Origin of the sequence: Cohnella candidum (genome assembly GCF_003713065.1) — a bacterium.
In the GTDB taxonomy this organism is placed as follows: domain Bacteria; phylum Bacillota; class Bacilli; order Paenibacillales; family Paenibacillaceae; genus Cohnella; species Cohnella candidum.
On record NZ_CP033433.1, the window covers coordinates 2,722,544 to 2,748,122 of the forward strand.

At 59.0% G+C, this 25,579-nt stretch carries 23 protein-coding genes; 5 read left to right on the top strand and 18 right to left on the bottom strand.

Features of this window, described 5'->3' with window-relative positions; translation table 11 throughout:
- Positions 1–52 precede the first annotated feature (52 nt).
- The 3 genes from lspA to EAV92_RS12715 all read right to left on the bottom strand — a co-directional run bounded on the left by lspA (position 53) and on the right by EAV92_RS12715 (position 4,399).
- Positions 53–505 (bottom strand): signal peptidase II, encoded by a 453-nt coding sequence (gene lspA / locus EAV92_RS12705; protein WP_123041437.1) that lies wholly within the window; start codon positions 503–505, stop codon positions 53–55.
- Positions 506–606: 101 nt separating this feature from the next.
- Complete coding sequence (locus EAV92_RS12710) at positions 607–1,347, bottom strand: SDR family NAD(P)-dependent oxidoreductase (RefSeq protein ID WP_123041438.1); 741 nt, start codon at positions 1,345–1,347, stop codon at positions 607–609.
- Between the two features lie 163 nt (positions 1,348–1,510).
- Positions 1,511–4,399 carry a hypothetical protein gene (locus tag EAV92_RS12715; RefSeq protein WP_123041439.1) on the bottom strand — a complete coding sequence of 963 codons (2,889 nt, stop codon included), beginning with the start codon at positions 4,397–4,399 and terminating at the stop codon, positions 1,511–1,513.
- Positions 4,400–4,568: 169 nt separating this feature from the next.
- On the opposite strand from EAV92_RS12715, the gene EAV92_RS12720 reads away from it, so the two are divergent.
- From EAV92_RS12720 to EAV92_RS12730, 3 genes are all read left to right on the top strand, one after another.
- Entirely contained in the window at positions 4,569–5,462 is an 894-nt protein-coding gene (locus EAV92_RS12720) for a LysR family transcriptional regulator (RefSeq protein WP_123041440.1), read from the top strand.
- 67 nt (positions 5,463–5,529) lie between these two features.
- Positions 5,530–6,312, top strand: a complete 783-nt coding sequence (locus EAV92_RS12725; protein ID WP_123041441.1) for a hypothetical protein — start codon at positions 5,530–5,532, stop codon at positions 6,310–6,312.
- A 98-nt stretch (positions 6,313–6,410) separates the two neighbouring features.
- Entirely contained in the window at positions 6,411–7,967 is a 1,557-nt protein-coding gene (locus EAV92_RS12730) for a stalk domain-containing protein (RefSeq protein WP_123041442.1), read from the top strand.
- Positions 7,968–8,022: 55 nt separating this feature from the next.
- Here the strand turns inward: EAV92_RS12730 and EAV92_RS12735 are convergent, their stop codons facing one another.
- Positions 8,023–9,255 carry an MDR family MFS transporter gene (locus tag EAV92_RS12735; protein ID WP_123041443.1) on the bottom strand — a complete coding sequence of 411 codons (1,233 nt, stop codon included), beginning with the start codon at positions 9,253–9,255 and terminating at the stop codon, positions 8,023–8,025.
- A 221-nt stretch (positions 9,256–9,476) separates the two neighbouring features.
- On the opposite strand from EAV92_RS12735, the gene EAV92_RS12740 reads away from it, so the two are divergent.
- On the top strand, positions 9,477–10,031 hold the full coding sequence (locus EAV92_RS12740; protein WP_123041444.1) for a hypothetical protein: 555 nt from the start codon (positions 9,477–9,479) through the stop codon (positions 10,029–10,031).
- A gap of 101 nt (positions 10,032–10,132) precedes the next feature.
- Here the strand turns inward: EAV92_RS12740 and EAV92_RS12745 are convergent, their stop codons facing one another.
- Positions 10,133–10,555, bottom strand: a complete 423-nt coding sequence (locus EAV92_RS12745) for an exosporium protein C (RefSeq protein WP_123041445.1) — start codon at positions 10,553–10,555, stop codon at positions 10,133–10,135.
- 316 nt (positions 10,556–10,871) lie between these two features.
- The gene (locus EAV92_RS12750) at positions 10,872–11,561 is read right to left on the bottom strand and encodes an NAD-dependent epimerase/dehydratase family protein (protein ID WP_123043709.1); all 690 of its coding nucleotides are present in this window, start codon (positions 11,559–11,561) and stop codon (positions 10,872–10,874) included.
- Positions 11,562–11,768: 207 nt separating this feature from the next.
- Between EAV92_RS12750 and EAV92_RS12755 the strand changes: the two genes are divergently transcribed.
- Positions 11,769–12,902: an acyltransferase family protein gene (locus EAV92_RS12755; RefSeq protein ID WP_164472759.1), complete on the top strand. Its 1,134-nt coding sequence runs from the start codon at positions 11,769–11,771 to the stop codon at positions 12,900–12,902.
- A gap of 21 nt (positions 12,903–12,923) precedes the next feature.
- Here the strand turns inward: EAV92_RS12755 and EAV92_RS12760 are convergent, their stop codons facing one another.
- From EAV92_RS12760 to EAV92_RS12815, 12 genes are read right to left on the bottom strand one after another with little or no spacing between them, the layout of a single operon-like run.
- On the bottom strand, positions 12,924–14,162 hold the full coding sequence (locus EAV92_RS12760; protein ID WP_123041447.1) for a pyridoxal-phosphate-dependent aminotransferase family protein: 1,239 nt from the start codon (positions 14,160–14,162) through the stop codon (positions 12,924–12,926).
- 15 nt (positions 14,163–14,177) lie between these two features.
- Positions 14,178–15,425, bottom strand: coding sequence for an allantoate deiminase (gene allC / locus EAV92_RS12765; RefSeq protein WP_123041448.1), 1,248 nt, complete (start codon positions 15,423–15,425; stop codon positions 14,178–14,180).
- Positions 15,426–15,442: 17 nt separating this feature from the next.
- Positions 15,443–16,855, bottom strand: coding sequence for an allantoinase (locus EAV92_RS12770; protein WP_123041449.1), 1,413 nt, complete (start codon positions 16,853–16,855; stop codon positions 15,443–15,445).
- A gap of 6 nt (positions 16,856–16,861) precedes the next feature.
- Positions 16,862–17,218 carry a hydroxyisourate hydrolase gene (gene uraH / locus EAV92_RS12775; protein WP_206424213.1) on the bottom strand — a complete coding sequence of 119 codons (357 nt, stop codon included), beginning with the start codon at positions 17,216–17,218 and terminating at the stop codon, positions 16,862–16,864.
- Positions 17,219–17,231: 13 nt separating this feature from the next.
- Positions 17,232–17,741 carry a 2-oxo-4-hydroxy-4-carboxy-5-ureidoimidazoline decarboxylase gene (gene uraD, locus EAV92_RS12780; protein ID WP_206424214.1) on the bottom strand — a complete coding sequence of 170 codons (510 nt, stop codon included), beginning with the start codon at positions 17,739–17,741 and terminating at the stop codon, positions 17,232–17,234.
- Positions 17,738–18,229 carry a nucleoside deaminase gene (locus EAV92_RS12785; RefSeq protein ID WP_123041451.1) on the bottom strand — a complete coding sequence of 164 codons (492 nt, stop codon included), beginning with the start codon at positions 18,227–18,229 and terminating at the stop codon, positions 17,738–17,740. The genes uraD and EAV92_RS12785 overlap by 4 nt, the downstream gene beginning before the upstream one ends.
- A gap of 4 nt (positions 18,230–18,233) precedes the next feature.
- Positions 18,234–18,737, bottom strand: a complete 504-nt coding sequence (locus tag EAV92_RS12790) for a (2Fe-2S)-binding protein (RefSeq protein WP_241158261.1) — start codon at positions 18,735–18,737, stop codon at positions 18,234–18,236.
- Positions 18,727–21,036 carry a xanthine dehydrogenase subunit D gene (gene pucD, locus EAV92_RS12795; RefSeq protein ID WP_123041452.1) on the bottom strand — a complete coding sequence of 770 codons (2,310 nt, stop codon included), beginning with the start codon at positions 21,034–21,036 and terminating at the stop codon, positions 18,727–18,729. Before pucD ends, EAV92_RS12790 begins: the two co-directional genes overlap by 11 nt.
- Before the next feature lie 4 nt (positions 21,037–21,040).
- Positions 21,041–21,937 (bottom strand): FAD binding domain-containing protein, encoded by an 897-nt coding sequence (locus EAV92_RS12800; RefSeq protein WP_123041453.1) that lies wholly within the window; start codon positions 21,935–21,937, stop codon positions 21,041–21,043.
- Positions 21,938–21,964: 27 nt separating this feature from the next.
- Positions 21,965–22,894, bottom strand: a complete 930-nt coding sequence (locus EAV92_RS12805) for an ABC transporter permease (RefSeq protein ID WP_123041454.1) — start codon at positions 22,892–22,894, stop codon at positions 21,965–21,967.
- A gap of 16 nt (positions 22,895–22,910) precedes the next feature.
- The gene (locus tag EAV92_RS12810; RefSeq protein WP_123041455.1) at positions 22,911–24,044 is read right to left on the bottom strand and encodes an ABC transporter permease; all 1,134 of its coding nucleotides are present in this window, start codon (positions 24,042–24,044) and stop codon (positions 22,911–22,913) included.
- Positions 24,041–25,576, bottom strand: coding sequence for an ABC transporter ATP-binding protein (locus EAV92_RS12815; protein ID WP_123041456.1), 1,536 nt, complete (start codon positions 25,574–25,576; stop codon positions 24,041–24,043). The genes EAV92_RS12810 and EAV92_RS12815 overlap by 4 nt, the downstream gene beginning before the upstream one ends.
- Positions 25,577–25,579 lie beyond the last annotated feature (3 nt).

Sequence of the window (25,579 nt, forward strand, 5' to 3'; positions counted from 1 at the left end):
GTCGCATTTTGCGACGCGCGCAAACGAAAAGAAGCCCTCTCGGGCTTCTTTTTCATTGAGCTTTCGCTTCCCGCCGGCTTTTCCATAGAAGCGTCAACGAATGAGCGAGGAAAAACAAAACCCCCGCTTCGATGGCGTGATCCGCCACATTCAGAATGCCTCGGGAGCGGACAAGAAAGTCCGTCACCTGTCCGAACAGAAGCCGGTCCACCCCGTTCCCGATCGCTCCCCCGACCAGGAATCCCAAGCTGATATCAAGCAGCAAGCTTTTGCTTTCCGATTTCCAACGAAAATACAGCACCCAGATCACGAACGCGAAGGCGAAGATACCGAAGAGCCATCCGTATCCCGGGAACATGCTGCCGGCCATGCCGCTGTTTTCGTAATGCGTGATCCGGAGCCATCCCAGGCGCGTGTATTCTCCGAGGTCGACATTGGAACGGATGAGGATTTTGGACAATTGATCAACGATGACGACAAGCACGACGATGGCGTAGAAAACCATGGCGGATTCTTCATCCCCTTCATCATTTTCAGGGATTAGATACACATTGTAACCAACATATCACGAACCGCGCCATAATTCCACTTTCGTGCCTGGTCCCCCTACATCGTCTGCCCGCTGTCCACGGTGATGATCTGCCCGGTGATCGCTTCCTGCTCCAGTACCGCGCAGATGAAATGGGCGATATCCTCCGGCGTGGATACTCTCCGAAGCGGCAGCTGCGGGCTGAGCGCCCGCATTTTCTCTTCCCTGCCCGCCCACCAGCGGGTTTCTACGGCTCCAGGCACGACGCTGCACACCCGGATTTCCGGCGCCAAGGCATGTGCCAATGACTTGGTCAGCCCATGCACCGCCGCCTTGCTGACGGCATAGGGGAGCGAAGAACCGACTCCCGTAATCCCGGCGATGCTCCCCAAGTTCACGATTGCTCCGCGTCCGCTTTTCTTCATCCACGGAGCTGCCGCCCTCGCGCAATGGAACATCCCCTTTACGTTGACGGCGAACAGCTCGTCCCACATGGTATCCTCGACCCCATCCAAATCCGGCAAAGCAACATGATGGGTGATGCTCGCATTGTTCACGAGCAGATCGAGTGAGCCGTACCGCTCCACGATCCTCTCGACCATTTCGTCCACCTCGCGGGCATTGGACACGTCCGCTTTCACCGCAATTGCGCTGCCTCCCCGTTCCTCAATCATGCGCACCGTTTCTTCGGCATCCTTCTTCGAGCGGGAGTAATTCACCGCGACGAAAGCGCCCTTCTCCGCCAGCGTAAGGCTAGCCGCCCGGCCAATGCCCGTGCCCCCTCCGGTCACGAGAGCCGTTTTCCCTTTCAGTTCCATGTCGTCATCCCTCCGATAAATTCAGGTTAACGCAACAGCACGTTCGTGTATAATTGAATTATCAGAATGAATGATTCATTATTTTTGAATCAAATAAGAATAAAGAAGACCAGCCCGCATCGGCAGGCCGGTCTTCCTTCTTGCCAATCTTATCTATGAAAGATTAGTCCGCATTGCTGAAGCGAATCGCATCCACGTCGTCGTTTTTCACCCGGCCCGACAGGGTGCCTGCCGGGTACGGATCCAGATCGGTGTCCACATTCAGATTGTTGAGGATGCAAACGATGTTGCCGAACGGGGTTCCGCCCTCTCTCGCGAGATCCGGCCGGATCTCCATGGTATCGCCCTTGAAGCCGGCGGTTTCGTAAAAGGTAATCTTCCGATTGTTCGGCAGAATGGCCACGAACCCGGAAATTTCGTCGTCCCACTCGTCGTCGTCGATACCGCCGTGATCCGTCTTCGGCAGATCGCCCAAATCGGTGATTTCGTCGCCGAGCGCCTCGACGACCCAAAGCTTGTTGCCGCCGATGGGTTGCAAGACGTGGCCGAGCGCTTTCTTCAGCCCCAGCAGCATCAGCACGAAGTTCAGCTTGCCCGTGACGCCGTCCAGCAGGCCGTAGATCGCTTCGATTTGCCCGTTCACTTTCTCGAGCACCGGCTTCAGCAGATCCCAACGCGTCAGCCCCGTTATCGAGGATTGGGGAAGCACGATAAGCCGGTCGCCCGCCTGGTCCAAGTCGTCCAACCGGTGTTCGGTCGCCAGCAGCAGCTCGGGCACGGCGATCGGAATCTGCGTGATCGGAAGCTTCGGCAGCGATGTCTTGATCGGAGGAAGCGTCGGGATTTGGATTTCCAGATTGGCTTCCAGGTAACGAAGCTCGATTTCGGCAAGCTGGTGGAACCCTTTGACTTGGGGCATCAGGAGAACGTCGAGGCGGGAATCCTTCCAGACGTTTTCGCTCGTGTTGCCGCCGGGGGCCGGGAGATGGAACTCGCTCTCTTCCAGGAGTTCGAATGCCCCATTCACCTGCTTGTAGAGCTTCCACTCCAGCTTGATTTGGAACGGGATCGGAAGCTCGAACGGGAGCAGGTCGTCGATGAACGGCAGCTTGCCGTGAAGCAGCTTCTCCGGCAGCGCGATCCCTTCGGCGCTTCTTGCCAGGCCCGCAGGGGCTCCCGCTTGCGCAAGGCTGGACGTAAGTTCGGCGGCAAGAGGCGTTCCGGGCTCCAGAACGTCCGCGTTCCTGGTCACCTGGAGATGCTGCAGAATGCCGGATACGATCTTGTCCTGGAACGGCAGCAGGCTCAGGTTGGAGAACGGCAGCTCAAGCGGCGGCAGCGGCAGTTTCAGTCCGTTCAAGAAAGCCGTTACGGACGCTTGGACCTTGCGCGTGAGCGAGGAAGCGGCGCCGTCCCATTTCTTAGGCGGCAGGAAGGAGAAAGACGTCTGCAGGCTGTTCAATCCCTCCGTCGTTTGGAAATCCACGCCTTCCGCGAGCGGATTGCCATCTCCGTCGACGACGCTCCAAGCGATATCCCGAATTTCGAACGGGAGCGAGATTCCGCCGATCGGCAGCCCTCCCTTGATCGGGAACCACTGCAGGTCGGGCAGCGAAGCGGCGGCGAACGGATTGGCCACGTCCGCGAGGCTCTCGAGCGGCGTCAAAAGCTTGACCAGCACTTTCTCCCCGATCCGTACGGAGCCCGATTTGCTCGACTTCACTTGGAAGAGGGACAGGATTTTCTCTTTCACGATCGGCAGTTGCTTGATCAGCAGCGTGACCGGATTGGATACGGCCGGCACCCCATTGAACAGGTAGGAGACGGTTCCTTTGAGTTCGAAGGTTTCCGGAACCGCTTTATCTTCCGTGTCCGCGAGAGACGGCTGGATGAACAGCTTTTGCCCGAAAGGGCTGCTACCCGTGTCGGACAGGAAGTAATCCTTGCCGAGCTTCAGCGGCGTATCTTCCGCGGCGGCCAGCGTGGTCGACTTTTTGCTCAACTTCCAATCGATGCCCGTGACTTTCCAAGGTATATTCAAAGCGCCGAGAACGAGATTGCCGATCGGCTCCGCCAGATCGAGCACGGAATGGACGAGCTTCAGTTCGAGCGCCTGACCGGGTTGCAGCGCATGGAAGGAGTCGGGTACGAGATCGAACCCGCCCACGATATCCGAAACGGCGGACTGCGCGGACTGGATGATCGTGGATGGCGTCGTCAGGGACAAGGTTTGCGTGATTCCGTTACATTCCGTGAGAACGCTCGCCTTCGCGTAAGCTTCGTAATCCTCTTCCTTCGGGAGGAAGAGAAACCGGGAAGTGATTTTGCCGAGTCCGTCGGGCGCTTTGAAATCCTGTCCCTCCAGCAGCTTTACCGGCGCGGCGGCAGCGGCACCGGCCGGCGGTTTTCGGAACGCTTCCCACCGTACGGAATGGATCGTGACGAGCGTAGGCTTGCCATTCACCGGCATCGTCGTCTTGATCGGGAATGAGTCGACCGACGTACCTTCCGGAAGAGACTGCAAAATCGTGGACAGACTGGCCTGCAAATACTCTCCGCTCCGGAGGATTTCCGTGGAGGTGGATTCGGCGAGGAAGGAATTGAAGTACGTCTCCGGCACCGTCGGAAGCAAGGTCACCGTTTCCGGAGAGAACGTCCGCGACACCGAATAGCCGTTCAAAATCACTTGCACGACCGGCTGAATCGTGAGATCCGTTTTCTGTTCGACTTTCAGCAGCGGAGTGACCGTTACTTCGGCGTACTTGTCCGTCCTCGATTCTTCGAGGTTGTAATCCTTGCCCATGACAAGCTCCGAGGTCCCTCTCTTCACGCTGAGCAGGATTTCGAGTTCATAAGGGAAATCGTAGTTTTGCCCGTAATAGTACTGTCCCTGATAACCCGAGCGCGGGGATACCGGAAACGCCGGCTTGCAAATGCGGTACACCAGAGATTGCCCGGGCGACAATACGCCGTCTGCCGGGATTTGCGTGGAAAACAAATTCTGCTTCAGCTCGTTGAGGTCAATCGGGGTTTGTCCCAGAATGACTTCCATACATCAATTCACTCCTCGTTTTAATTTTGGGTAACCATGGGTGCATTGTCATTTCATGGATGTTTGACCCGATTAGATTATAAGGGCTGGACAAGTCACGGCGTTATAGGCAGAAACTCCCGAACTGCCGACACGTTCCGCTAAAATTTTCGCTAGAGGAGAGTTCCGAATGGACCTTAAAGCGGTGAAAACCTTCCAAAATATCCTCGCATCCGGGAGCTTCAACCGGGCTGCCGAAGAGCTGAATTACGCCCAATCCACGGTGACCATGCAGATCCAAAAGCTGGAGTCGGCGCTTGGCGTCCAGCTGTTTGAACGGTCCCACAAAACGGTACGATTGACGGAAGCCGGCCGGCTATTCCATGAGCGGAGCTTGAGAATTACCCAGGACATCGATCAGCTGATTGCCAGCTTGACCGACATGAAGACGGGCGAAACCGGAACGGTCCGTCTAGGCGCGATCGAGCCTGCGGCCAGCGCCAGGTTGCCCGTGATCCTTCGTGCATTCATGGAACGTTTTCCGCGTATCCGCGTCTCCGTGGAGATCGCGAACACCCACACTTTGGCGGAAAAAATGCGAAAAGACGAACTGGACATCGCGCTGTGTTCGGCGCCGGACTGGACGTCGGACCTTTATTTCCAACCTCTTTACGAAGAAGAATTCGTCGTGCTAATGCCGGAACGGCACCCTTTGGCCGATCGGGAATCCGTTACGCCGGAGGAACTGGCCTCTCATCGGCTTCTGATCACCGCAGCCAATTGCCCTTATCGCCGAAAATTGGGGCTGACGCTGCAGGAGGCGGGAACGACGCTGTCGGAGACGATGGAAATCGGAAGCATGACGGCATTGCCTTCCTACGTTGCCCAGGGATTCGGCGTTGCGCTCGTCCCCCGCGTCGCGCTGAGCCCGCAGCCGGACGGGACCGTACGCCGGCCATTGAAAGGCGAAGGCATCGACATGACCTGCGGACTGTTGTGCAAAGCCGCCGATTTCCCGCCCAAGCTCGCCGGTGCCCGGCTATATGACCACATTAAGCAGTCGTTCGACCGGACTGGCAGTTGAATCCGGCCGCTCTTCCGGTTATCGTTAACGTAAGACAGATCTAGATGAAAGGAATGGCAAAGCGACCATGCCTTACGCGTTTACCCTGGATCCCGGCGAATTTTTCGCTTTCGGTACCGAAGCGGAACAAATCGACAAATGCAAAGAATGGGGACTGCTTTCGGAGAAAGCGGCGAAAACGAAGACTTTTACTTACAAAGGCAACAACGTGCACCTGAGCTGCCACATAGTCGGTTACGTCGATAAGATGACGGCAGTCATCGAATTCGACAATGGCCAACGGCATTGCGTCCATCCTTCGTACCTGAAGGAGATGCAAGCCTCCGGTTTCGGCCAGAAAACGGCAGCGAGTTCGGAGGAAAACTCAGATCCGTCCGGCACTTCGGACACCGCCGAACAATCCGACGTCCCGACGACTCCGAAGGACGCCGAACCTGCGATCACGCCTAAATCGGAACAGGCCGAACAAGCCGAATCTGCTTCTTCCTCCAAACCGCCTAAAGCGGAAACCGCGCCGAAGCCCGCCGTCAAAAAAGGCAAAGCCGCCAAGGTGGAGCTTCCCGAGGACAAAGTAAAAATGTCCGCCACTATCAAAGAGTTCACGACGGTGCCGAATCATTTCTCCGACACCGACGATGAAGTGGTCATCTACGAAGCCGTATCGATCGAGGAGCCCCAAGCGGAGCTTGGCGACGCCTGGTCGAGTTACAGCGCGACATTAAAGAAACTGGAGCTGCAAGTCGGAGACAAGATTCAGTTCGAAGCCAAGGTCATCGCCAAGAAACTCACCAAGCATCCCGTCCCGTATAAAATCAACAACCCCTCCAAAATCCAAAAAGAAGGATCCTGACTCGTCAGGATCCTTCTTTTTGGCCTTCATGATTTTAGAAGTAAAACCCGATAACGATAAATGAATGCATCATCGATTGCGCAAAAGGAGAGTTCATTATGTCTGCGTCTTTTTTCAAAAAAATTGCCGTGTTCTGCATGGCTCTACTGTTCATTCCGATGTCTTCCGCTTGGGCAGCATCCGTCATCGCGGATCCGACATTGGCGAAAGCCGTTCGCGCGGAATTGCGGCTGCCGTCCGGCAAAACATTGACGCCCTCCGTTTTAAAGAAACTCGAGTCCTTATATCCTGAGGAATCCAAAGCGAAAATTACCCGTCTTCAAGGATTAGAGAATGCCGTTAACATGCAGAGTTTGTTTCTCCCCGGTCAAAATATCAAGGATCTCTCGCCTATTGCAAAGTTAAAGAAACTGACGTTTCTTGCCCTCGACGGAAATCAGATTGCGGACCTTTCCCCGCTGTCCGGATTAAGATCCTTAGAAAAATTGGTCGTTGCGGGAAACAAGATTAAAAGCCTGACGCCGCTTCAGCATTTAAATAAACTTACGGATCTTCTTGCCAGCAACAATCAGGTGACCGACTTAAGTCCCGTAAAGAACATGAAATTGCAGTGGCTGCTATTGGAAGGCAATAAAATCCAAGACCTGACGCCGCTCAAAAACCATCCTACGCTTGAGTATCTTTATCTGGACAACAATCTCATCCAGGACATCAAAGTCCTCGAAACGATCCCGAATTTACGGGAAGTATCGCTACCGGACAACCCTCTGAACGAGGAATCGCTGAAGGTTTTGGTTGATTTAAGGAATAAAGGCGTTACCGCGGTAGCCGGCCGGACAAACAATAAAAACGGAATATACGGAAATCCGATTGTAGTTTCCCTTGATGATGAATACGTTCCGTTCGATCTTCCTCCGTACATGAAGAACGGAACCGTCATGGTCCCGTTCCGGAACCTGTTCGAAAAACTCGGCCTAGAAGTCACATGGAACAAAGATTCGCAAACCATCATCGGGGAAAAAGAAGGTTTGAAAATTGAAATGCAGGTTGGCCGGCCAAGTGCGGACGTGAACGGCGAGACCGTTTCCCTTCCCCTTGCGCCGAAGGTTGTGTACGGAAGCACCTTCGTGCCGCTTCGGTTCGTGGCCGAGTCCATGGACGCGAAGTTGGAATTCGACGACGGCCCCGGAATAGCTGTTATGCGGACCAAGCAGAAAATCGCTTCTTCCGACAATACGGTAGAAGTCGTTGCTTTTGGCAAATGGACTCCTTACGAATCGGATTCTTCGAAATACACGAAACTCGCGATCCGGTCTTCCAATGGAAGCACGCTGGTCGTGAATGTGGTTCCGAAACAAGACCTGCTCGCGGATACGGAGCTGGATGCTTTCTACAAGGACGCCAAATCGCAGTTGCTTGCCGATTCCGGTATCGAGGTTTGGGAGGAAACGGAAGAGACTTTCCAAGGGCATCCGTCGAAAAACGTGCTTTACTACAAGACGGAAGACGGATTTCCATCCTTCGTGTGCACGGCGATTTTCTTTGAAGCGGACGGCCGCTTCTATCAGGTTATCATATCCGAAAAAGACACCCTTCCGGAAAAAGTTTTGCAGGAATTAGACGAAATGGCGGCAACGGTGAAACTGAATCCCTAAGTATCCGCACAAGTTCGAAAAGAAGGATCCTGATTCCTCAGGATCCTTCTCTTCTTTATGCGCTCTCGGAATAACCGGTTTTCGCCGCTTCCTGCTTCCGGATCCGTTGCTGGCCCCGGTGGTAGAACGGGAAAGCCGCGAAAGAAAGCAGCATCAGAACCGCGAAAATCAACGGCCCCTGCCCGAAACCGAACGTTTGCAGCATCAGCCCGCCAACCCAAGACATGAGGCTCTGTCCGAGAAAAGCGAAGCCGCTGGCTCCGTAATACGCCCCTCTCAGATGTTCGGGAGCGATCTCCCCGATGAGCACGTCTCCGATAACGAAGCACAAGATCTCTCCGATCGTGAACACAACCATCGAAAGCACGAGCAAAACGACATGATGGAACAGCCCAAAGCCGAACAAGCCTAAACCGAACAACAGGCATCCCAGCTTTAAAGCTTGCATGGACGGAATTCGCTTCATGAACCGCGCCAGCGGATACTGGAAAACCAATACCGACAATGAGTTCACGATAAACAGCAGCGAATACGTATCGACGCGGTCGTGTCCGATGTATTGCGACAGCGTCGTATCCAGATGGGAGTATGCCCCCACGACGAACAGATTGCCGAGCAAGAAGTAGAGGAACACCTTGTCGGTAAACACGATTTGGACCATTTGCCTGATTTTGACCGAGCCCGATTGAGCTTGCGGGTGCTTTATTTTGAATCTCAGCACCGTACAGATCAAGACCAGCGCGTAAACCGCGAAAATCCCGGCGCATAGGAGAAAGGGGAGCAGCGAGGAGGAGCTCCCGACGCCCAGCTTCAAACCGATCAGCGGGCCGACCGCGCCGCCGATGTTGATGGCGAAATACCTGGCGTTAAACACATCCGACCGGCGCTCTTGCGGCGTCACGTCGGTCAATAAAGCCCTTGCGGCGGGTTCGAATACGTTGCGGAAAAAGCCGTTCAAGGCACTGAGCACGAAGAAGACGGGTATGGACTCCGCGAACGCGAAACCCACGAAAACCAAACACCAAAGCGTCATCGAAAGAACCATGACCGGATACCGGCCGACCCGGTCGGATAACGCGCCCCCGATGAAACTGCTGAGCGTTCCCACGAGGAAACTGATACCCAGTATCGCCCCTGTCGTGGCGGGATCGATCCCCTTCTCTTTGCCCAAGTAAATTCCGAGAAACGGAATGACCATAAAAAAACCGGTGCGGGACAGGAATGTTCCGAAGATGAGAATCCAGGCCACCGGATGCAGTCTTGCCTTCTTCGTCGTTTCTCGACTCATGCGTACCTCCGGGCGTATGTCCTCGTTCTGCCAATAACCACCATCATAACGCACGCCCCCATTTTTGAACACCACTCGCCATTGCCCAGGAAATGATCCGGCCTCTTCTTTATGAAATTTTTAAGTGAAAAAAGTTGAGAATACGGCGTCGAATCGTGTAGATTATGTAAGCCGGCCGGCAAACAAGCTAGCAAAAATAGAGAGAGATTATAGAAAGAGGAGTGGTTACCCTGTTTAAAAAATTCGCAACGACTGTCCTTGTGCTGACGATCGCTTTCGCTGCGGCGGCATGTTCCTCGAATTCCGACAAAAAAGAGGAGTCCGCAGCGGCTACCGGAATCGCCGCAACCGCGAGCGCTTCGGCTCCAGCAGACGAAACCGCGAGCAAAGCTCAAGCCTATATCGCCGCACGTCTGGCCGAAGAGAAAGTAGAAGGCCTCTTCCACCAAGAAACCTCCGCGGACGGAAAGTCGATCTTGAACCCGATCACGCCGGACAAAGACGCGGCCGTGAAATTCCTGAACGCTTACATCGATTCCGCGCTGAGCGAGAAAATCGTGACGTACTACCTGACGGAAGAGAAAGCCGACGGCGCCATCGTAGTCAAGAGTGACAAGTTTTTATCCGTTTCCATCCGCGGCACGGCCTCGAAGGATGAAGTGGCTTTCGAAGGAACGCCGGAAGAATACAAGCTGTCGACCAAAGACGGCGGCGTGTACACCGTCAAGAAAAACGCAGAAGGCAAATATCTGCTGGCCGACTACGCGAAGCAATAAAAACTTCGGTTATCCGAAAATCAGAAAGACTTCCGTATTACTCTCATGCCGAGAGAGACGGAAGTCTTTCTTTCTTTATTTGCGAGATCCGCGATTAGGCGTTAACCCGTTTTTACGGCGAGTGCGCTGAAAGAAACGGGGCCGACGACATTGACTATCGTATGGGGCGTGAGATTTTCGGCGGTTAAGACATACAAATGGGATCCTGTCGGAACGTTTCGATCGATCGCCTGGAACGTCACGATATAATTCTGTTCGGAGCCGGTGGATTCGATCCCGGCAACGGTGTTGAAAATTTCCGTCCCGTCCCGGGATACGCGGAAAAGAATCTGGCCGATGCCCGTTATTCCCCGCACACCGACGGTAGCGACCAACTCGACCCGATTCGGTTGCGAGTTGGTCGGGATACTGATGCGTAACGATGCGACATGCGATCTTAACGGAGAACGCCGGATCGTATAAGCCGTCAGCAAGTTGAATCTGCTGCGCGGTTGAACCGCGCTTTTATTCAGTAAACGCGCCATCGTTTCAACCTCCCTTCTCGAAGATACCTTAGAATATGAGGGTTACTAGAGAAGGGATTGGACAAGAGTAAGGAGAGAAAAAAAGATTACGCTTTTCCGAGGCCTGCCGCTTTTGCCTGAGGGGATTCCGGGTCACTGCATCGGGAGTTTTTCCCGTTACAGCACTCTTAAGCGGCCAAGGCCCCTCGCCAACGGGAGTTTCTCCCGTTACAGCACTCCTAAGCCGCCAAAGCCCCGCCCCAACGGGAGTTTCTCCCTTTAAAGCAGCTCTATGGCGTCAAGCCCCGCTCCCCCCGTTCTACCTTGGTGACATTTTTCAGAGATTTGCCAGCCTGGCGATATCCTCGTTCTCCAAAACGGATTTTTCATAGGTTCTGGTCACGGTGTGGATCATCGCTAATCCAAGTTCCCTCAATGAGATTACATACTGGGGAAAAAACCGCCGAAGCATCGGATAAAGCCATTGGATGGCCGAATAGTAGCCGTGCGTGTTGCGCAAACCTTTCGTGGGGTGGATGTAGCCGGGCCGGAACATGTACGCTTTGCGGAACGGCAGCTTCAGCAACGCGTTTTCGGTCTTTCCCTTCACCCTCGCCCACATGCTTCGGCCCCGCTCGGTACTGTCCGTGCCGCTGCCCGATACGTAACAGAACACCATGTCCGGGTTCAATCCGGACAGCAGTTCGGCCGCATGCAGCGTCAGGTCGTAGGTCAAACGGTGATACTCCGGTTCCTTCTTGCCTACGGAAGAGACGCCGAGACAGAAGTAGCACGCGTTGTACCCGGTGAGCTCTTTCGCGATTGGACGCCAGTCGAAAAAGTCGCCGTGCACGATCTCCTCCAGCTTGGGATGGGTAACGCCGCACGGCTTCCTCCCCACGACGAGCACTTTCTCCACATCAGGATGGTTCAAGCATTCATGAAGGACGCCTTCCCCCACCATACCGGTCGCGCCGGTCACGATCGCCCGCACCCGCTGTCCAGTCGTTCGCAGCTCCGTTTTCATGGAAACACGCTCCGTTCCTTAAGTTGTCTTCATCTTAACGAAGCCAATGTTCTTCTGGCAAGCTGCGGGTTCTTCGTTGCAAAATGCGACGAAAAGTCGACCTCTGCCGCAAACGGCGAACCCGCCCTTCTCCCCTTTACCGCAATAAATACATTATGTATCATATGGAGTAACAAAGTGTATCTATTGTCGGATGGAGGGAACGTCATGCAACGCCGCATCGAGCAGTTGGACGGTCTTCGAGGACTGGCGTCGTTCACGGTCATGCTGCATCACCTGTATTTGGTTTTTCCGTTCCTCCCGCTTCTGTTTCGGTATTCCCCGCTCCGCGTCGTGGTGAATGGACATGCGTCGGTCATTCTCTTCTTCGTTCTGAGCGGCTATGTTTTAGCGTTGCCCTTCATGGAGCGTTCGGGAGGCTCTTACCGAAGTTTCGTCATTCGGAGGATTTTCCGCATCTACGTCCCGTACCTCGTGTCCGTCATTTTGGCGACGCTGATGGCGTCGTGGCTGGCTTCGGGCCGTATTCCCGGGATCGATGCCTGGCAGCGCGGCATTCATCCGGGTACGCTCGCCGGTCATCTTTTCCTCGTCGCCGACACCGACACGAAGGCGCTGAACAACGTCATGTGGTCCCTCGTTCACGAAATGAGAATTTCCCTCCTGTTTCCGCTCATTACGCTATGCGTCCTTAGATGGGGATGGCGCGCGAATCTGCTGGTCTGCCTGCTCCTGTCCGCTTCCGGCGGTTTGAAAACCTCGCTGCCCTGGGGCCATGAGGATATCACTTTATGGGACACGCTCCACTACGCGGCCATGTTCCTGATCGGAGCTATGCTCGCGAAAAACAAATCATCCATCGCCGAGGCTTACCGCAAATTAACGGCTCTGCGAAAATGGAAGTTCCTCATCGCGGCTTTTCCTCTCTATGCCTACTCTACCGTGATTGCCTCGGCCGCCTCCAAAATGGGCTTCATGCCGTATGACGTCATCATCAGCGATTACGCGGCCGCAATCGCAGCGGCAGTTTGGATCGTTTACGCGGTCAACTCCACACGGCTGTCGAAGCAGCTCCTCCTCCGCAAGCCCGTCGTCTTTCTCGGAAGGATTTCCTACAGTCTTTATCTCTACCATTTGATCGTCCTGTTCAGTTTGATGTTCGCGTTTTACGGCACCCTACCGAACGCGGTCATTTACGCGGGGACGATCGTACTCTCTCTCCTGCTCTCCGCCTTGTCGCACCGATTCGTCGAGCGTCCGGCGATCGCCTGGGGCCGAAGATTCGCTGACCGTCCGTCCCGAACGCAAATCGGGCGGCCCGCGCTCACGAAGGAGAGCTAGGCCGCCCGATCGGCGATCCGGTTATGCGGTTTCGGCTTCATACACGGCGAGAGCCGCTTGGACGCCTTCGCCCGCCGGCAGCTTGACGCCGTGCTTCAGTAACGCGGCTTCCAGCGCGCCGAGCACGAGCAGCACGTTCCGCATGCTCGCGCTGTACCCCATCGTGCCGATCCGCCAAATCCGTCCCTTCAGCGGACCGAAAGAACTGGCGATTTCGATGCCGAAGCGGTTCAGCAGCATCGCCCGAACGGATTCTCCGTCCACGCCTGGCGGAATTTCGACGCAGGTCACGACGGGCAGCTTGCAGGAGGGATCGCCGTACAGCTTGAGCCCCATCGCCGTCAGGCCTGCCATCAGCGCCCTCTCCTGCAGCCGGTGCCGCGCGAAACGCGCCTCCAAGCCTTCCGCGAGCAGAATGCGGAGGCCTTCGCGCAGCCCGTAAAGCATGGACGTCATTTCGGTATGGTGGTTCAACCGGGCCGGACTCCAGTAATCCTGCAGCTGGGCGAGGTCGAAATAATTGCTCCGGATTCCCGCCAAGCCGCTCGATTCCGAAGGCTGTCCCGGCTGCCGCAATCCCCGTTCGATCACTTTGCGCGCGATGATTTTGCGTTCCGCGCGTTCGTTATACGTAATCGGCGCCATGCCGGACGGGACGGACAGGCACTTCTGCGTGCCTCCGATGACGGCGTCCAAAAACCAGGCGTCCGCCTCCACGGGCACGCCGCCGATCGTCGCGACCGCATCCACTACGAGCAGCACGTCGTTTTCCCGACAGAACCGGCCGACTTCTTCGAGCGGCTGGATCCGGCCGGTGGACGTTTCGCCATGAACCATGGCGACGAGCGAAGGACGTTCTTTCCGGATGGCGGCGATGATTTCCTCCGGATCGAAATTGCTCCCCCAAGGCTTCTCCATCGTGGCCACTTCCGCGCCGCAGCGTTCCGCGATTTCATGGAGCAGGTGGCCAAACCGGCCGTAAATCGGCACCAGCACCTTCTCTCCGGGCACGATCAGACTGGTGAGTACGGCCTCGATTCCGGAACGGGAAGTGCCGTCGATCGGATAAGCCCATCGGTTTTCTGTCTGGAAAAGGCTTCGCAACATGGACATCGTCTCGTTCATGAGGGCGGTGAATTCGGGATCGAATTGGCCCAGGATCGGATAGGACAGGGCCCGGAGGACGCGCGGGTCCACCTCGACCGGACCGGGCGTCATGATCGTCCGCGGCGACGGGGACAAATCGGAATAGGGCGTCATGTCTGTTGCACCTCACTAGGCGTCGGTATAGGCGAGCTCATGAAGCATTTCGGTCAAAACTTGGGCGCCAGTGGCGAGATGTTCCGGCGCGGTGTATTCCCCGGGCGAGTGGCTGATGCCGGCTCTGCTCGGCACGAACAGCATCGCCGTCGGGCAAAGAGACGAAAACGATTGGGCGTCGTGTCCGGCGCCGCTCATCATTCTGCGGTATGCCAGGCCGCGTTCGCGGCAAATCTGCTCGAGCTTGCCCGTCAGTAAAGGATCCATCGGGACCGGGCGCGAGAGGAGCGCGGTCTGGATGGAGAATCCTACGCTGCGGCGTTCGGCGATGCTGCGGAACTTCCCGAGCACCGCTTCGCAGAAGCCCGTCAGCAATGTTTCCGACAGGTGGCGGATGTCGAGCGTGAATTCCACGGTGCCCGGGATGACGTTCGGGATGTTCGGCGCCGTTTTCATCCGGCCGACCGTCGCGACGAGCGGCTCCCCCGCTCGCGAGGCCGCTTTCTCCAGCACCAGCATCATTTCGGCGGCGGCGGCCAACGCGTCCAGCCGCATCGACATGGGCGTCGTGCCGGCATGGTTCGCTTCCCCTTCGAGCGTGACGATGTATCGCCGCTGACCGGCGATCGTCTCCACGACGCCGATGTCGTCGCCCGTTCTTTCCAAAATGACCCCTTGCTCCACGTGCACTTCGATGAAAGCCGCAATATCACGCCTGCGCGGATCCGGCTGATCTTCCCGGCCGAAGCCCGCTTCACGCATCGCGTCGCCGAGAAGAACGCCGTCCGGGTCCTCTGCCGTGTCGGCCAACTCGAGCGGGTGCGCGCCGGATACGCTGCCGGATCCCCAATACGCGAGCGGGAATCGGCTGCCTTCCTCTTCGCAGAACGAGACGACCTCGAGCGTCCGTTTCGGTTGGCCGTAACGGTTTTTCAGCTCGCGGACCGCGGCAAGCGATGCCGCGATCCCGTAGGCGCCGTCGTACTTGCCGCCGGAGCGGACGGTGTCTACGTGAGACCCGGTCAGGATGACCGGAGCCTCCGGGGATTTGCCCGGAAGCCTGCCGTACAGGTTGCCGACCCGGTCGTACCGCACCTCCAAGCCCGCTTCCTCCATCCGTTCCGCCAAGAAAGACTGCGCGCGCCTCCAGGATTCCGAATACAGCAGGCGGGTAATGCCGCCTCCGCGTTCGGCGCCGATGGCGCCCAAATCCTCCAGAAGCTGCGTTACGTAAGCTTCGCTCTCCGTTTTCGCGATCATCATGCCATCTCCCCTTTCGCTTACGAAATCACCGTTCCCGCTTTAACGCGCCGGATATCTTGCCGCAGCGGTTCACCTCCGGACGATTCAGTAATCCCGCTGCCCATACGATAGACGACCTTGCCGCGGCTCAACGTGGCGGCGACCCGTACCTTCATCTCCATCCCCGCGTACGGACTGATGCGGTGCCGGTACAGCAGATGTTCTTCCGTCAAAATATATGGCGCCGCCATATCAACGATCGCGAGATCCGCGTCCATGCCGACGGCGATTTTTCCTTTGCTCTCCGCGAATCCGAATCTTCGAGCCGGCGCTCCCGCGACCAGATCGGCGATCAGGGTCAGCGGCAAACCGCGCGCCAGCACGCCTTCGCCAAGAAGCAGCTCCAGGCTGCTTTGCGCGCCCGCTATGCCTCCCCAAGCATCGAAAAACGATCGGCCTGCCCCCGTCCGCTTGAGCTCAGGCGGGCTGGGCGAATGGTCGGACGCGACCATGTCGATGCCGCCTTCCGCCAGCAGCTCCCACAAACGCTCACGCCGTTCCGCGTCGCGGAGCGGCGGCGCGCATTTGGCCGCGGGGCCGATGCGTTCCATGTCCTCCTCGGTCAACACCAAGTAATGGGGACACGTTTCCAGCGTAACGTCGACTCCTTTCAGCTTCGCTTCCGCGACCAGCTCCACCGCTTCCGGCGTGCTGATATGCACGAAATGCAGCCGGCAGCCGGTGTCCTTGGCGTACAGCAGCGCTTTGGCCACGGCTTCCGTCTCCGCCACGACCGGCCGGGACGCCGCGAAGCCTCGGGCATCCACGTGCCCGTTTGCTCTGGCTTGCTCGGCGAGCCCCCCGGTCAAGGCATCGCTTTCGGCATGCAGGGCGAGCAAGCCGCCGAACCGGGCGATCCGCTTCATGCCTTCGTACAGCGTGAAGTCGTCGACTTGGCGGAACCGTCCTTCCCCTTCCCCGCCCGGATCGGACAGGAAAGCCTTGAAGGCCGGTACCCCCGCCTGGGCGAGCGCCTCGAGTTGATCCAGGTTGCCGGGCACTAGCCCGCCCCAAAACCCGTAATCCACCACCGAACGTCCCTCCGCGAGAGAGGCTTTCATCCGAAGCGCCTCCAAGTTCACGGTAGGCGGATTGCCATTCAGGGGCATATCCAGATAAGCGGTGCAGCCTCCGGCGGCGAGGGCGGCGGATCCGGTCTCGAAGCCTTCCCAATGGCCGAAGTTCGGCTCGTTGAAGTGCACATGGACGTCGATCATGCCCGGGAGCACGAGTCGTCCGCCGGCATCCAGCACGTCCGCCGCCTCGCCCTCGGGCAGCAAGTCGGCGATCGCCGCGATTTTGCCGTCCCGGATGCCGATATCCGCGCGGCGGACTCCTTCGGGCAGCACGACGTTGCCGCCGGAGACGATCAGATCGAATCGTACAACCATTTTCCCTCAGCTCCCCCGGTAAGTGCTGTATCCGCCCGGCGCGACCAGGAGCGGAACGTGATAGTGGGCGTTTCCGTCCGCGATCCGAAACCGCACCGGAACCCAGTCGAGAAACGGGTCTCCGGCCTCGCCGTCTCCGCTCCCGAAATAATCGCCAACCCAAAACAAAATCTCGTACAAGCCGTTCCCTTTGTCCGCCCCTTCCAGCAGCGGTTCGTCAAGGCGGCCGTCCGCGTTCGTCCGCACGTCCCGCAGCAACAGCGGGGCGCCTTCCTCGTCAAGCGCGAACAACTGCAGCCGCAGTCCCGCGGCGGGACGGCCCGCCGAAATGTCCAGCACGTGCGTCGTCAATCGCCCGCTCATCAAGCGTTCCCCCTCACTCCGCAATCAGATCCGCCAGCCGGAAAGCCGCGATCCGCCCGATTTGCTCTAGCGCTTCCTTCCTTTCTTCTTCCGCCGAATGGCCGACGCGTTCGCGCATGGCCGCCAGAATATCGTCCTTGCCCCGTCCCCTGACGGCGAAAATGAACGGAAAACCGAATCTTTCCATGTAGGCCGCATTCAGGGACGAGAACGTCCCGAATTCCTCCGGCGTCAGCCGGTCCAGCCCGGCTCCTTGCTGCTCCTTGGCCGAATAAGCCGTTAGGCTGCCGATGCCCATTCTCGTCGCCAGATCGGGATGGGCGCGAATCAACGCCAGTACTTTCTCCTCCGGCGCGTTCAGCACGATCGACATCATGCGGGCATGCAGCTCGCCGGCCGACGCGAACGGCCGGCGAGCCCAAGCCTGCTCCGCGACCCATGGCGAGTGCTCGAACACGGCTCCGAACCGCTCGACGAACGTTTCCCGGCTCATCCCGTTGATTTCGGCCATCGTCACGCTCATGACCAGAACCCCTCGTGAACGGCGACCACTTCCGCCTCCACCTCCGGAAACGGGCCGATGACCACGATCGGCTTGCGGCCGCTGGCGAATACGTTGCGGCAAGAAAGATCGAGAGTCAGGTTTTGCTCATCGTCCCCCGTCAGCTCGGCCAGGCGTTTTTCGGAAATGCCGTAAACGACCCTTCCCACGTGTCCCCAATAGATCGATCCGGCACACATCGCGCAGGGCTCTGCCGTCGTGTACAGCGTGCAGCGCCACAGCTTCTCCTTCGGATAAAGCCTGGATGCAGCCGCCATTAATGTCGTTTCGGCATGCCCCGTGCAGTTCCGTTCCGTGATTTCTACGTTGCCTTGCTCCAGCAGCACTGTCCCGTCCTCATCGACCAGAATGCTTCCGAACGGCGTGTTGCCGGATTCCCTCGCCCGCCTCGATACCTCGACGCAGCGAAGCAAATAATCGACATGCCTCTCCTTCTTGTTCGATTCCATCGCTTTACCTCCCCAGCTCGATCGCCCGGCGGACGGCCCGCTTGATACCGCCGTAGCCGGTACACCGGCACAGATTGCCGGACAGCGCTTCTTCGATTTCTTCTTCCGTCGGTTCCGGATTCCGGTCCAGCAGCGCCTTCGTCGACAACACCATGCCCGGCGTGCAGTACCCGCACTGGAAGCCGCCTTCTTCGAGAAACGCCCGCTGGACGGGATGCAGTTCCTCGCCCTCGCCTGCCGACAAGCCTTCGATCGTCGTAATCGCCTTGCCCTGCACTTGGTAAGCCATCGTCAAGCAGGCGTTCACCGGTTCCCCGTCCGCCAGCACCATGCAGGCGCCGCAGCGGCCGATTTCGCAGGAGCGTTTGGTGCCGGTGAGGCCCAGATGGTCGCGGATGACCTGGAGCAAACGCAAGGAGGGAGGCGCTTCGACTTCATAATCCGTACCGTTCACCTGCAGGGTCAACCGATTCACGGCGGGTTTCGATTCCATCGTTTTATCGATCATGCTGCGGCACCGCCTTTCTCGCGAATGGGGGAATCCGCTGAAGCTCGCCCGGATCGATCGGCAGTTTGGCGACCCAGACGCCGACCGCGTCATGAACGGCTGAAGCGATGGCAGGGGCCAGCCCGACCGTCCCGATCTCGCCGATGCCTCTCGGGCCGTAAGCGTCGTCCTCGGGCAGGTCTTCGATCGGTTGGACCGTCACGTTGCCGGCATGTTCGGAAAGCGTCGGAATCAAATACGTGTCGAAATTGTTCGTCAAGTAACGGCCGCCGGCCATCAGCGCCTCCTCGGTCAACGTCCAGCCGAGCGCCATGCTGCTTCCGCCCTCGAGCTGCCCAAGGTAACCTTGCGGGTTCATGACCGGCCCGGCCGCGACCGCGTGGAATTGATCGACGACGCGAACGCGCCCGGTCAACGTATCGACTTCCACCTTGACCGCGACGGAGTAGTAGGTATACAGGAAATGCGCGCCAGTGCGGTTCGAAGCCGTAACCGGAAAATGGAACGACGTTTCGCTGCGGATCGATTCTTTCGAGCGGGAAGCCAGTTCGGCGTAAGTGAGCAGCGGCTCCTCCTCTGAATCCGCCGTTCCGTAGATGCCGCCCGCTCCCAGCTTCAGTTGGCCGGACTCACGGCCCGTAAGGCCGGCCGCCGCTTTCAGCAGCTGCTCCGCGAACGGAGCTTTCATGTTCTGCACCGATTTCCAGATCATGCTCGTCGCCCGGGAAGCCGTGCTCGAGCCGCTGTCCGGCACGACGTCGGTGTCTCCGATGATGATTCGGAGATCGTCCGCGGCAAAGCCGAACGTCTCGATCAGCATCAGCTCCAGCGTGGCGATCAACCCTTGGCCGAACTCCTCGTACCCGAATACGGCTTCGATTTTCCCGTCCGGGGCCAGCAGCAGCCTGCCTCCGGCCGGATCGGGAATGCCGACGCCGAGACCCGCTCCGTGCATGACAAATGCAGCGCCGATGCCCGTTTTGATCCAGGGTTCCAGCTTCGTCTCCTCCGGTCCGGAACCCGCCGAACGGTTCGCTTTCTCCCGCCACAGCGGGCTGTCCGCCAGCGCCTGCCACACTTGAGCGGCGCCGTCCGTCGGTGCGATCGGCTGGCCGAGCGGCCCCGGGTCGCCAAGCTCCCGGCGGTTGCGGCGCCGGAATTCCCACGGCTCGATGCCGAGTTTCCCGGCGAGCCGGTCGATTTGGCCTTCCAGCGCGAAGATCGCCTGGTTGCCGCCGAAGCCCCGGAACTCGCCGGACATGCCGTTGTTCGTATAGACCGAGACGCTTTCCACGTCCACGTTCTGAATCCGGTACGGCCCGATTACGTGCTCCGTCGCGAAATTCAGCACCTCCGCGCCGAGCGTGGCGTACGGACCGGTGTCCGCCACCACCCGGACGCGGTGGGCGATGAGCCTCCCGTCGGCGTCGGCGCCCGTCTTCATGGTGATTTTCATGGGATGCCGCTTCAAGCCGGCTCGGACCGATTCTTTGCGCGAGTTGTGGATTTTGACCGGCCTCCCGGTCGCAAGCGCCAGTAAAGCGCCGTAAGGCTGCACGTTCAGCTCGTCTTTGCCGCCGAACGATCCCCCGATCGGACTGGAGACGACGCGGATATCGGATTGCGGGCGGGCCAGGATGCGGGAAAGCTGCAGGCGGTCCATGAAACCGTGCTGGGTGGGCGAATAGACGGTCAACCGGCCGTCCGCCTCCGGCACGAACAGCCCGCCTTCGGTTTCCATGTAGGCGTGCATCTGGCGCGGCGTCACGTACGTCTCTTCGACGACAATCGCGCAGTCCGCGAACGCCGAATCCGGGTCTCCGACTTTGTAATCGTTGCGATGAAGCTCGTTGCCATGGGGATGCAGGCGAGGCGCGTCCGCCTCGAGCGCCTTATCCGGGCTGTCCAATACGGGCAGCTCCTCGTAATCGACCTCGATCAGCGCCAACGCCTTTTCGGCCGCTTCCATCGTCTCCGCCGCCACCGCGGCGACGGCATCGCCGACGTAGCGCACCCGGTCGAAGCAGAAAACAGGCTGATCTTGCACGGCAATGCCGTAAGCGTTCAAGCCGGGCACATCTTCATGCGTGAGCACGGCTGCCACGCCGGGAACCTTCCCCGCTTCCTCCGTACGTATGCCGAGGATCCGCGCATGGGGAAACGGACTGCGAAGCACGAGTCCGATCAGCATATCCGGCGCCGTCATGTCGGTGAGGTAGGCGAGGCTGCCCGTTACTTTGCCGGGGCCGTCGGGCCGTATGCGCCATCGCGCCCCGCTCGTTTGTTTGTCCAGCCTCATCGGCTCACTCCTCCCCTTGCCCGCGGGCCAGCTTCCACCACTCCGCGGCAATGAGATTAGCCGCGGTACGCTTGCGGTAGGCTTCACCCGCGAAGGCGTCGCCCTTCGGGCGGAATGTTTTTTCCACGGCCCCGTGAACTTCGGCCAACAGCTCGGGCTCAACCCGACGGCCTTCCATTAGCGCTTCAGCGGCGTACAGCCGCTGCGGAACGGTCGATCCTCCGCCCGCCGCGATCCTCACGCAGCCAAGCCTTCCCTCCTCCGAGATTTCAGCGGATAGAGCAGCCGTGACGACGGAAGGCGTGAACGCCTCGCGGCGTCCGACTTTGCGGAAAGCCGAGAACGCCCCGGCTCCGGACTTGGGATGGGACGGCAGCCGTACGTGAACCAGCAGCTTCTCCGGAGTCCGATACGTTTCCGGATGTTCCAGCCACTTCTCTGCCGGAATCAACTCTTCCTGGCCGTCGTACCAGAGCAATCCCGCCTCGTAAACCAACAGCGCCGGCAGCAGGTCTCCGATGCCGGAAGCGGCATTGCCGCCAATCGTTCCGGCGTTCCGGATCGACAGCGCTCCGATGCGGAACGCCGCTTCGGTCAAAGCCGGATACCGCGAAGCCAGCCACCCGCTGCGCCGAACCGAGGTCAGGGAGGTGCCGGCGCCGATCACGGTGCCGCCGTTTTCCGTGCTCCGAATGCCCGACAAGCCGGGCAGCGACCGGATATCGATCAGGTGGGCCGGTCTCTCCGCGATATCCCCTTCCCACCAAGTCCTGAGCAGCGTGCCCCCCGCCACGTACTCCGCGTCGGAGCCGAAGTTCCGTTTTAGGGACCAGGCTTCCGCCGCGCTGCGGGGCATCCATACGTCCGGCAACCGGGTTACGCCCGGAGATTTCATGGCCATGATGACACCCCTCCCTACCTCAATGCGTTAAAACCGCTGTTCCCTCAAATAAGGAACGCCCAGCGACTCCGGCGCCCCGGACGGTTTGTTCCGGTTGCGCCAGCCGAGAAACATGAGAACGAGAATCGTGACGACGTAAGGGATCATTTTCAGGAAATAGGACGGAATTTCGCTTCCGATCAGCTGGATGCGGAACCCCATCGTGTCGAGCACCCCGAAGAAATAAGCGCACAGAAGCGCGCGGATCGGATTCCACCGGGCGAAAATGATCAGCGCCACCGCGATCCAACCCCTGCCCGCCGTCATTCCCTCGATCCAAGTCGGAGAGAAGACGAGCAGCAGGTCCGCGCCGGCCAAGCCGATGAGCACCGATCCGGCCATGATGCAGGCATAGCGGACGAGCTGGACCCGGATGCCCATGACATCAGCCGTAGCCGGGTTGTCGCCGATCGCGCGAAGATGGAGACCCGCGGAAGTACGGTGGATGAACAAGTGAAGCACGATGACGAGAAGGAAGCTGACCCAGGTCAATAAATCCAGCCTGCCGAACACGTCGCCCAGCACCGGAACGTCCTTCAGGAAGTCCAGGTGAACCTTCGGTACGGCGCCCGGGATTGGAAGCCCGCTCACGGACTTGCCCAGATAGGCGCTGAAGCCGGTGCCGAACAGGGTCATCGCCAGCCCGCTCACGATCTGGTTGGTCCGGAGCGTCACGGTCAAGAACCCGTGCACGAGCCCGAGCGCGGCACTGACGGCGAACACGGCGAGCAGCGTAAGTCCGAGACTGTTCGTGTGCAAGTAAGTGAGGCAGGCCGTCACCGCGCCCATCAGCATGAGGCCTTCCGCGCCGAGCTGGATGATTCCGCTGCGTTCGATCAGGATGCCTCCCAGCGCGGCGAACAGCAAGGGAGTGCCGGACGAGATGGCGGCGAGCAGCAATTGCGTAAACAGGTCCATCGTTGACACTCCCCTCTCAAGCGCTGCGGCGCAGCCGGAATTTGGTCACGGTATCCCCCGCGATAAGGAAAAACAGGATCGCCCCTTGCAGCATGAGCGACATGGACGAAGGCAGGCCGATCGTCTGCACGCTGTATCCGCCGACGATGAGGCCCCCGAACAGAAACGAGGATAAAACGATGCCGAACGGGTTCAGTTTCGCCAGCCACGCGACGATGATCGCCGTGTAGCCGTATCCCGGCGAAATGCCGTACATGAGCCGGTGCGCGACGCCCGAAACCTCGCTCATGCCCGCCAGTCCGGCCAGGCCTCCGCTGATCAGCATGACCAGCAGGATGTGGCGGGCGATGCGTATGCCCGCGTTTTTGGCCGCCTCCGGATTGGCTCCGATCAGCTTCAGTTCATATCCCCAGCGCGTGTAGCGGGTCAGAAGCGCGTAGAGCACGACGGCCGCGAGACCGAAAAGAAGACCGAAATGCAGCCGTGTATTCCCGAAAACCGGCAGCATCTGAGCATCCGTGAACATCGGGGTACCGGGAAAGTTCATGCCTTTCGGATCCTTCCACGGTCCGAACACCACGTAATCCAGCGCGAGAAGCGCTACGTAATTCAGCATCAAGGACGAGATGAGCTCGTTTACCTGAAAATAAGTCCGCGGAATCGCCGTGAGCAGTCCCCATACGCCTCCGGCCGCGATGCTGAACACGACCATAAGCGGTATCGCGGCATAGGAAGGCAGGTTCGGAAAATAAATCGTCACCGCCGTCGCGGCGATCGCGCCGGCCGCGAATTGGCCCTCCGCCCCGATGTTCCATACGGAGATCCGGTACGCGACCGCGACGCCAAGCCCGCATAGCAGCAATGGAATCGTTTTGACGAGCGTTTCGGTGATTCCGAATGAGCTGCCGAAGGCGCCCATGAACATTTTCTTGTAAACCATCAGCGGGTTCATGCCGTTCGCCGCAATGAAGACGGCGCAGGCCGCAAGCGCGAGGACCACCGAAACGATCGTGATCCACCAGGGACTCGAGGTTCGGGAAGGATCCAGCTCGAACCGGAATCGCAGCCGTCGGGTTTTCGTCGCTGCCGATGTGCCCAATGCGGACGTGCAGGGGCTCGTGATGGTGCCGACTGCCGGCTTTTCGTTCATACCGCTTCCTCCTCCTCTTCATGCAGGCCGGCCATGTACATGCCGATCCGCTCCCGATTCGCTTCAGCCCGCTCGACTTCCCCGACGATTTTGCCGTTGTAGATGACCAGGATCCGGTCGGACAGCTGGATGATCTCCTCCAGGTCCTCCGAAATCAGGAGCACGCTCCGTCCCGATTCCCGCAGTTCCGTCAGCAGCTTGTGCACGCCCTCGGCGGCTCCGACGTCCAGCCCTTGCGTCGGGTGGACGGCGACCATCAGCTTCGGATTCTGTTCGATTTCCCTCGCGAACAGCAGCTTCTGCTGGTTGCCGCCGGAAAGCTGGCGGACGGGGGTGTCCAGGTTCGGCGTCTTGACGTCGAACCGTTCCACGAGCTCCCGCGACCAATCGCGGTTGCGGCCGTGGCGCAGGAAGCCGAACCGCGAGCGTTCCTCCGACCGGTAGGATTTGAACAGCAGGTTGTCGACCGCTCCGAGGCTGCCGGCGAGCCCGCTTTTCATCCGGTTTTCCGGCACGTGGGCGATGCCCGCTTCGATCGCTCCCCGAACCGATGCCCGTTTGAACGTCTGTCCGTCGAAGCGGATCGAGCCGCGCTTCCATTCGGCCAATCCGGCAAGCACTTCCGCGAGCTCTTTCTGGCCGTTGCCGGCCACGCCGGCCACGCCGACGATCTCGCCTTCGCGAACTTCGAGCGAAATGCCGTCCAGCGCCCGGCGGCCGTGGTCGCCGATGACCTCGACCTGGTGCATGGCCAGGATCGGCTTCCCTTTCTCCTTCGCCGGCAGCGGGCTCGGCGCGGCGATTTCCTTGCCGACCATCAGCCGGGCAAGCTCCCGTTCGTTCGTGTCCGCCGCGTCCATGACGGCGATCATCCGGCCCTTCCGCATGACGGAAATGCGGTCGGACGCCGCCATCACTTCCTTGAGTTTGTGCGTCGTCAGGATGACGGTTTTGCCTTCCGCCTTCATCGCGGCCAACGTTTCGAACAGTTGGTCCGCTTCGCCCGGCGTGAGTACCGAAGTCGGCTCGTCGAGGATGATCAGGTTCGCGCCGCGGTACAGCGTTTTGACGATTTCGACGCGTTGCTGCTCTCCGACGGAAAGCTGCCAGATCGGCCGGTCGACCGGGAAGGGCAAGCCGAATTTGCGCGAAATGGCGTCGATTTCCTCCTGCTTCCGCTTCATCCATTTCGGCCCGCGCCAGAACGCGGATTTCTCGCCGAGCACGATATTCTCGGCCGCCGTCAGCGTCTGGACGAGGCGGAAGTTCTGGAAAACCATGCCCACGCCGAGCTTCATGGCATCTTTCGGCGACCGGATGCGGGCGGTTTCGCCGCCGATCAGGATATCGCCGCTCGTGGGACGGTAAACGCCGGACAGCATGCACATCATCGTGCTTTTGCCGGCTCCGTTCTCGCCGAGCAGTGCGTGGATTTCGCCCGGCGCGGCGGTGAAATCGACATGGTCGTTCGCCGTGACCGGCCCGAACCGCTTGACGATTTGCCGCATTTCCACCGAATGGGTGACGTTCATGCC

Coding starts and splice junctions, on each gene's coding strand:
- lspA (WP_123041437.1), bottom strand. CDS start 505: ATGGTTTTCTACGCCATCGTCGTGCTTGTCGTCATCGTTGATCAATTG.
- EAV92_RS12710 (WP_123041438.1), bottom strand. CDS start 1,347: ATGGAACTGAAAGGGAAAACGGCTCTCGTGACCGGAGGGGGCACGGGC.
- EAV92_RS12715 (WP_123041439.1), bottom strand. CDS start 4,399: ATGGAAGTCATTCTGGGACAAACCCCGATTGACCTCAACGAGCTGAAG.
- EAV92_RS12720 (WP_123041440.1), top strand. CDS start 4,569: ATGGACCTTAAAGCGGTGAAAACCTTCCAAAATATCCTCGCATCCGGG.
- EAV92_RS12725 (WP_123041441.1), top strand. CDS start 5,530: ATGCCTTACGCGTTTACCCTGGATCCCGGCGAATTTTTCGCTTTCGGT.
- EAV92_RS12730 (WP_123041442.1), top strand. CDS start 6,411: ATGTCTGCGTCTTTTTTCAAAAAAATTGCCGTGTTCTGCATGGCTCTA.
- EAV92_RS12735 (WP_123041443.1), bottom strand. CDS start 9,255: ATGAGTCGAGAAACGACGAAGAAGGCAAGACTGCATCCGGTGGCCTGG.
- EAV92_RS12745 (WP_123041445.1), bottom strand. CDS start 10,555: ATGGCGCGTTTACTGAATAAAAGCGCGGTTCAACCGCGCAGCAGATTC.
- EAV92_RS12750 (WP_123043709.1), bottom strand. CDS start 11,561: ATGAAAACGGAGCTGCGAACGACTGGACAGCGGGTGCGGGCGATCGTG.
- EAV92_RS12755 (WP_164472759.1), top strand. CDS start 11,769: ATGCAACGCCGCATCGAGCAGTTGGACGGTCTTCGAGGACTGGCGTCG.
- EAV92_RS12760 (WP_123041447.1), bottom strand. CDS start 14,162: ATGACGCCCTATTCCGATTTGTCCCCGTCGCCGCGGACGATCATGACG.
- allC (WP_123041448.1), bottom strand. CDS start 15,425: ATGATGATCGCGAAAACGGAGAGCGAAGCTTACGTAACGCAGCTTCTG.
- EAV92_RS12770 (WP_123041449.1), bottom strand. CDS start 16,855: ATGGTTGTACGATTCGATCTGATCGTCTCCGGCGGCAACGTCGTGCTG.
- uraH (WP_206424213.1), bottom strand. CDS start 17,218: ATGAGCGGGCGATTGACGACGCACGTGCTGGACATTTCGGCGGGCCGT.
- uraD (WP_206424214.1), bottom strand. CDS start 17,741: ATGAGCGTGACGATGGCCGAAATCAACGGGATGAGCCGGGAAACGTTC.
- EAV92_RS12785 (WP_123041451.1), bottom strand. CDS start 18,229: ATGGAATCGAACAAGAAGGAGAGGCATGTCGATTATTTGCTTCGCTGC.
- EAV92_RS12790 (WP_241158261.1), bottom strand. CDS start 18,737: ATGATCGATAAAACGATGGAATCGAAACCCGCCGTGAATCGGTTGACC.
- pucD (WP_123041452.1), bottom strand. CDS start 21,036: ATGAGGCTGGACAAACAAACGAGCGGGGCGCGATGGCGCATACGGCCC.
- EAV92_RS12800 (WP_123041453.1), bottom strand. CDS start 21,937: ATGGCCATGAAATCTCCGGGCGTAACCCGGTTGCCGGACGTATGGATG.
- EAV92_RS12805 (WP_123041454.1), bottom strand. CDS start 22,894: ATGGACCTGTTTACGCAATTGCTGCTCGCCGCCATCTCGTCCGGCACT.
- EAV92_RS12810 (WP_123041455.1), bottom strand. CDS start 24,044: ATGAACGAAAAGCCGGCAGTCGGCACCATCACGAGCCCCTGCACGTCC.
- EAV92_RS12815 (WP_123041456.1), bottom strand. CDS start 25,576: ATGAACGTCACCCATTCGGTGGAAATGCGGCAAATCGTCAAGCGGTTC.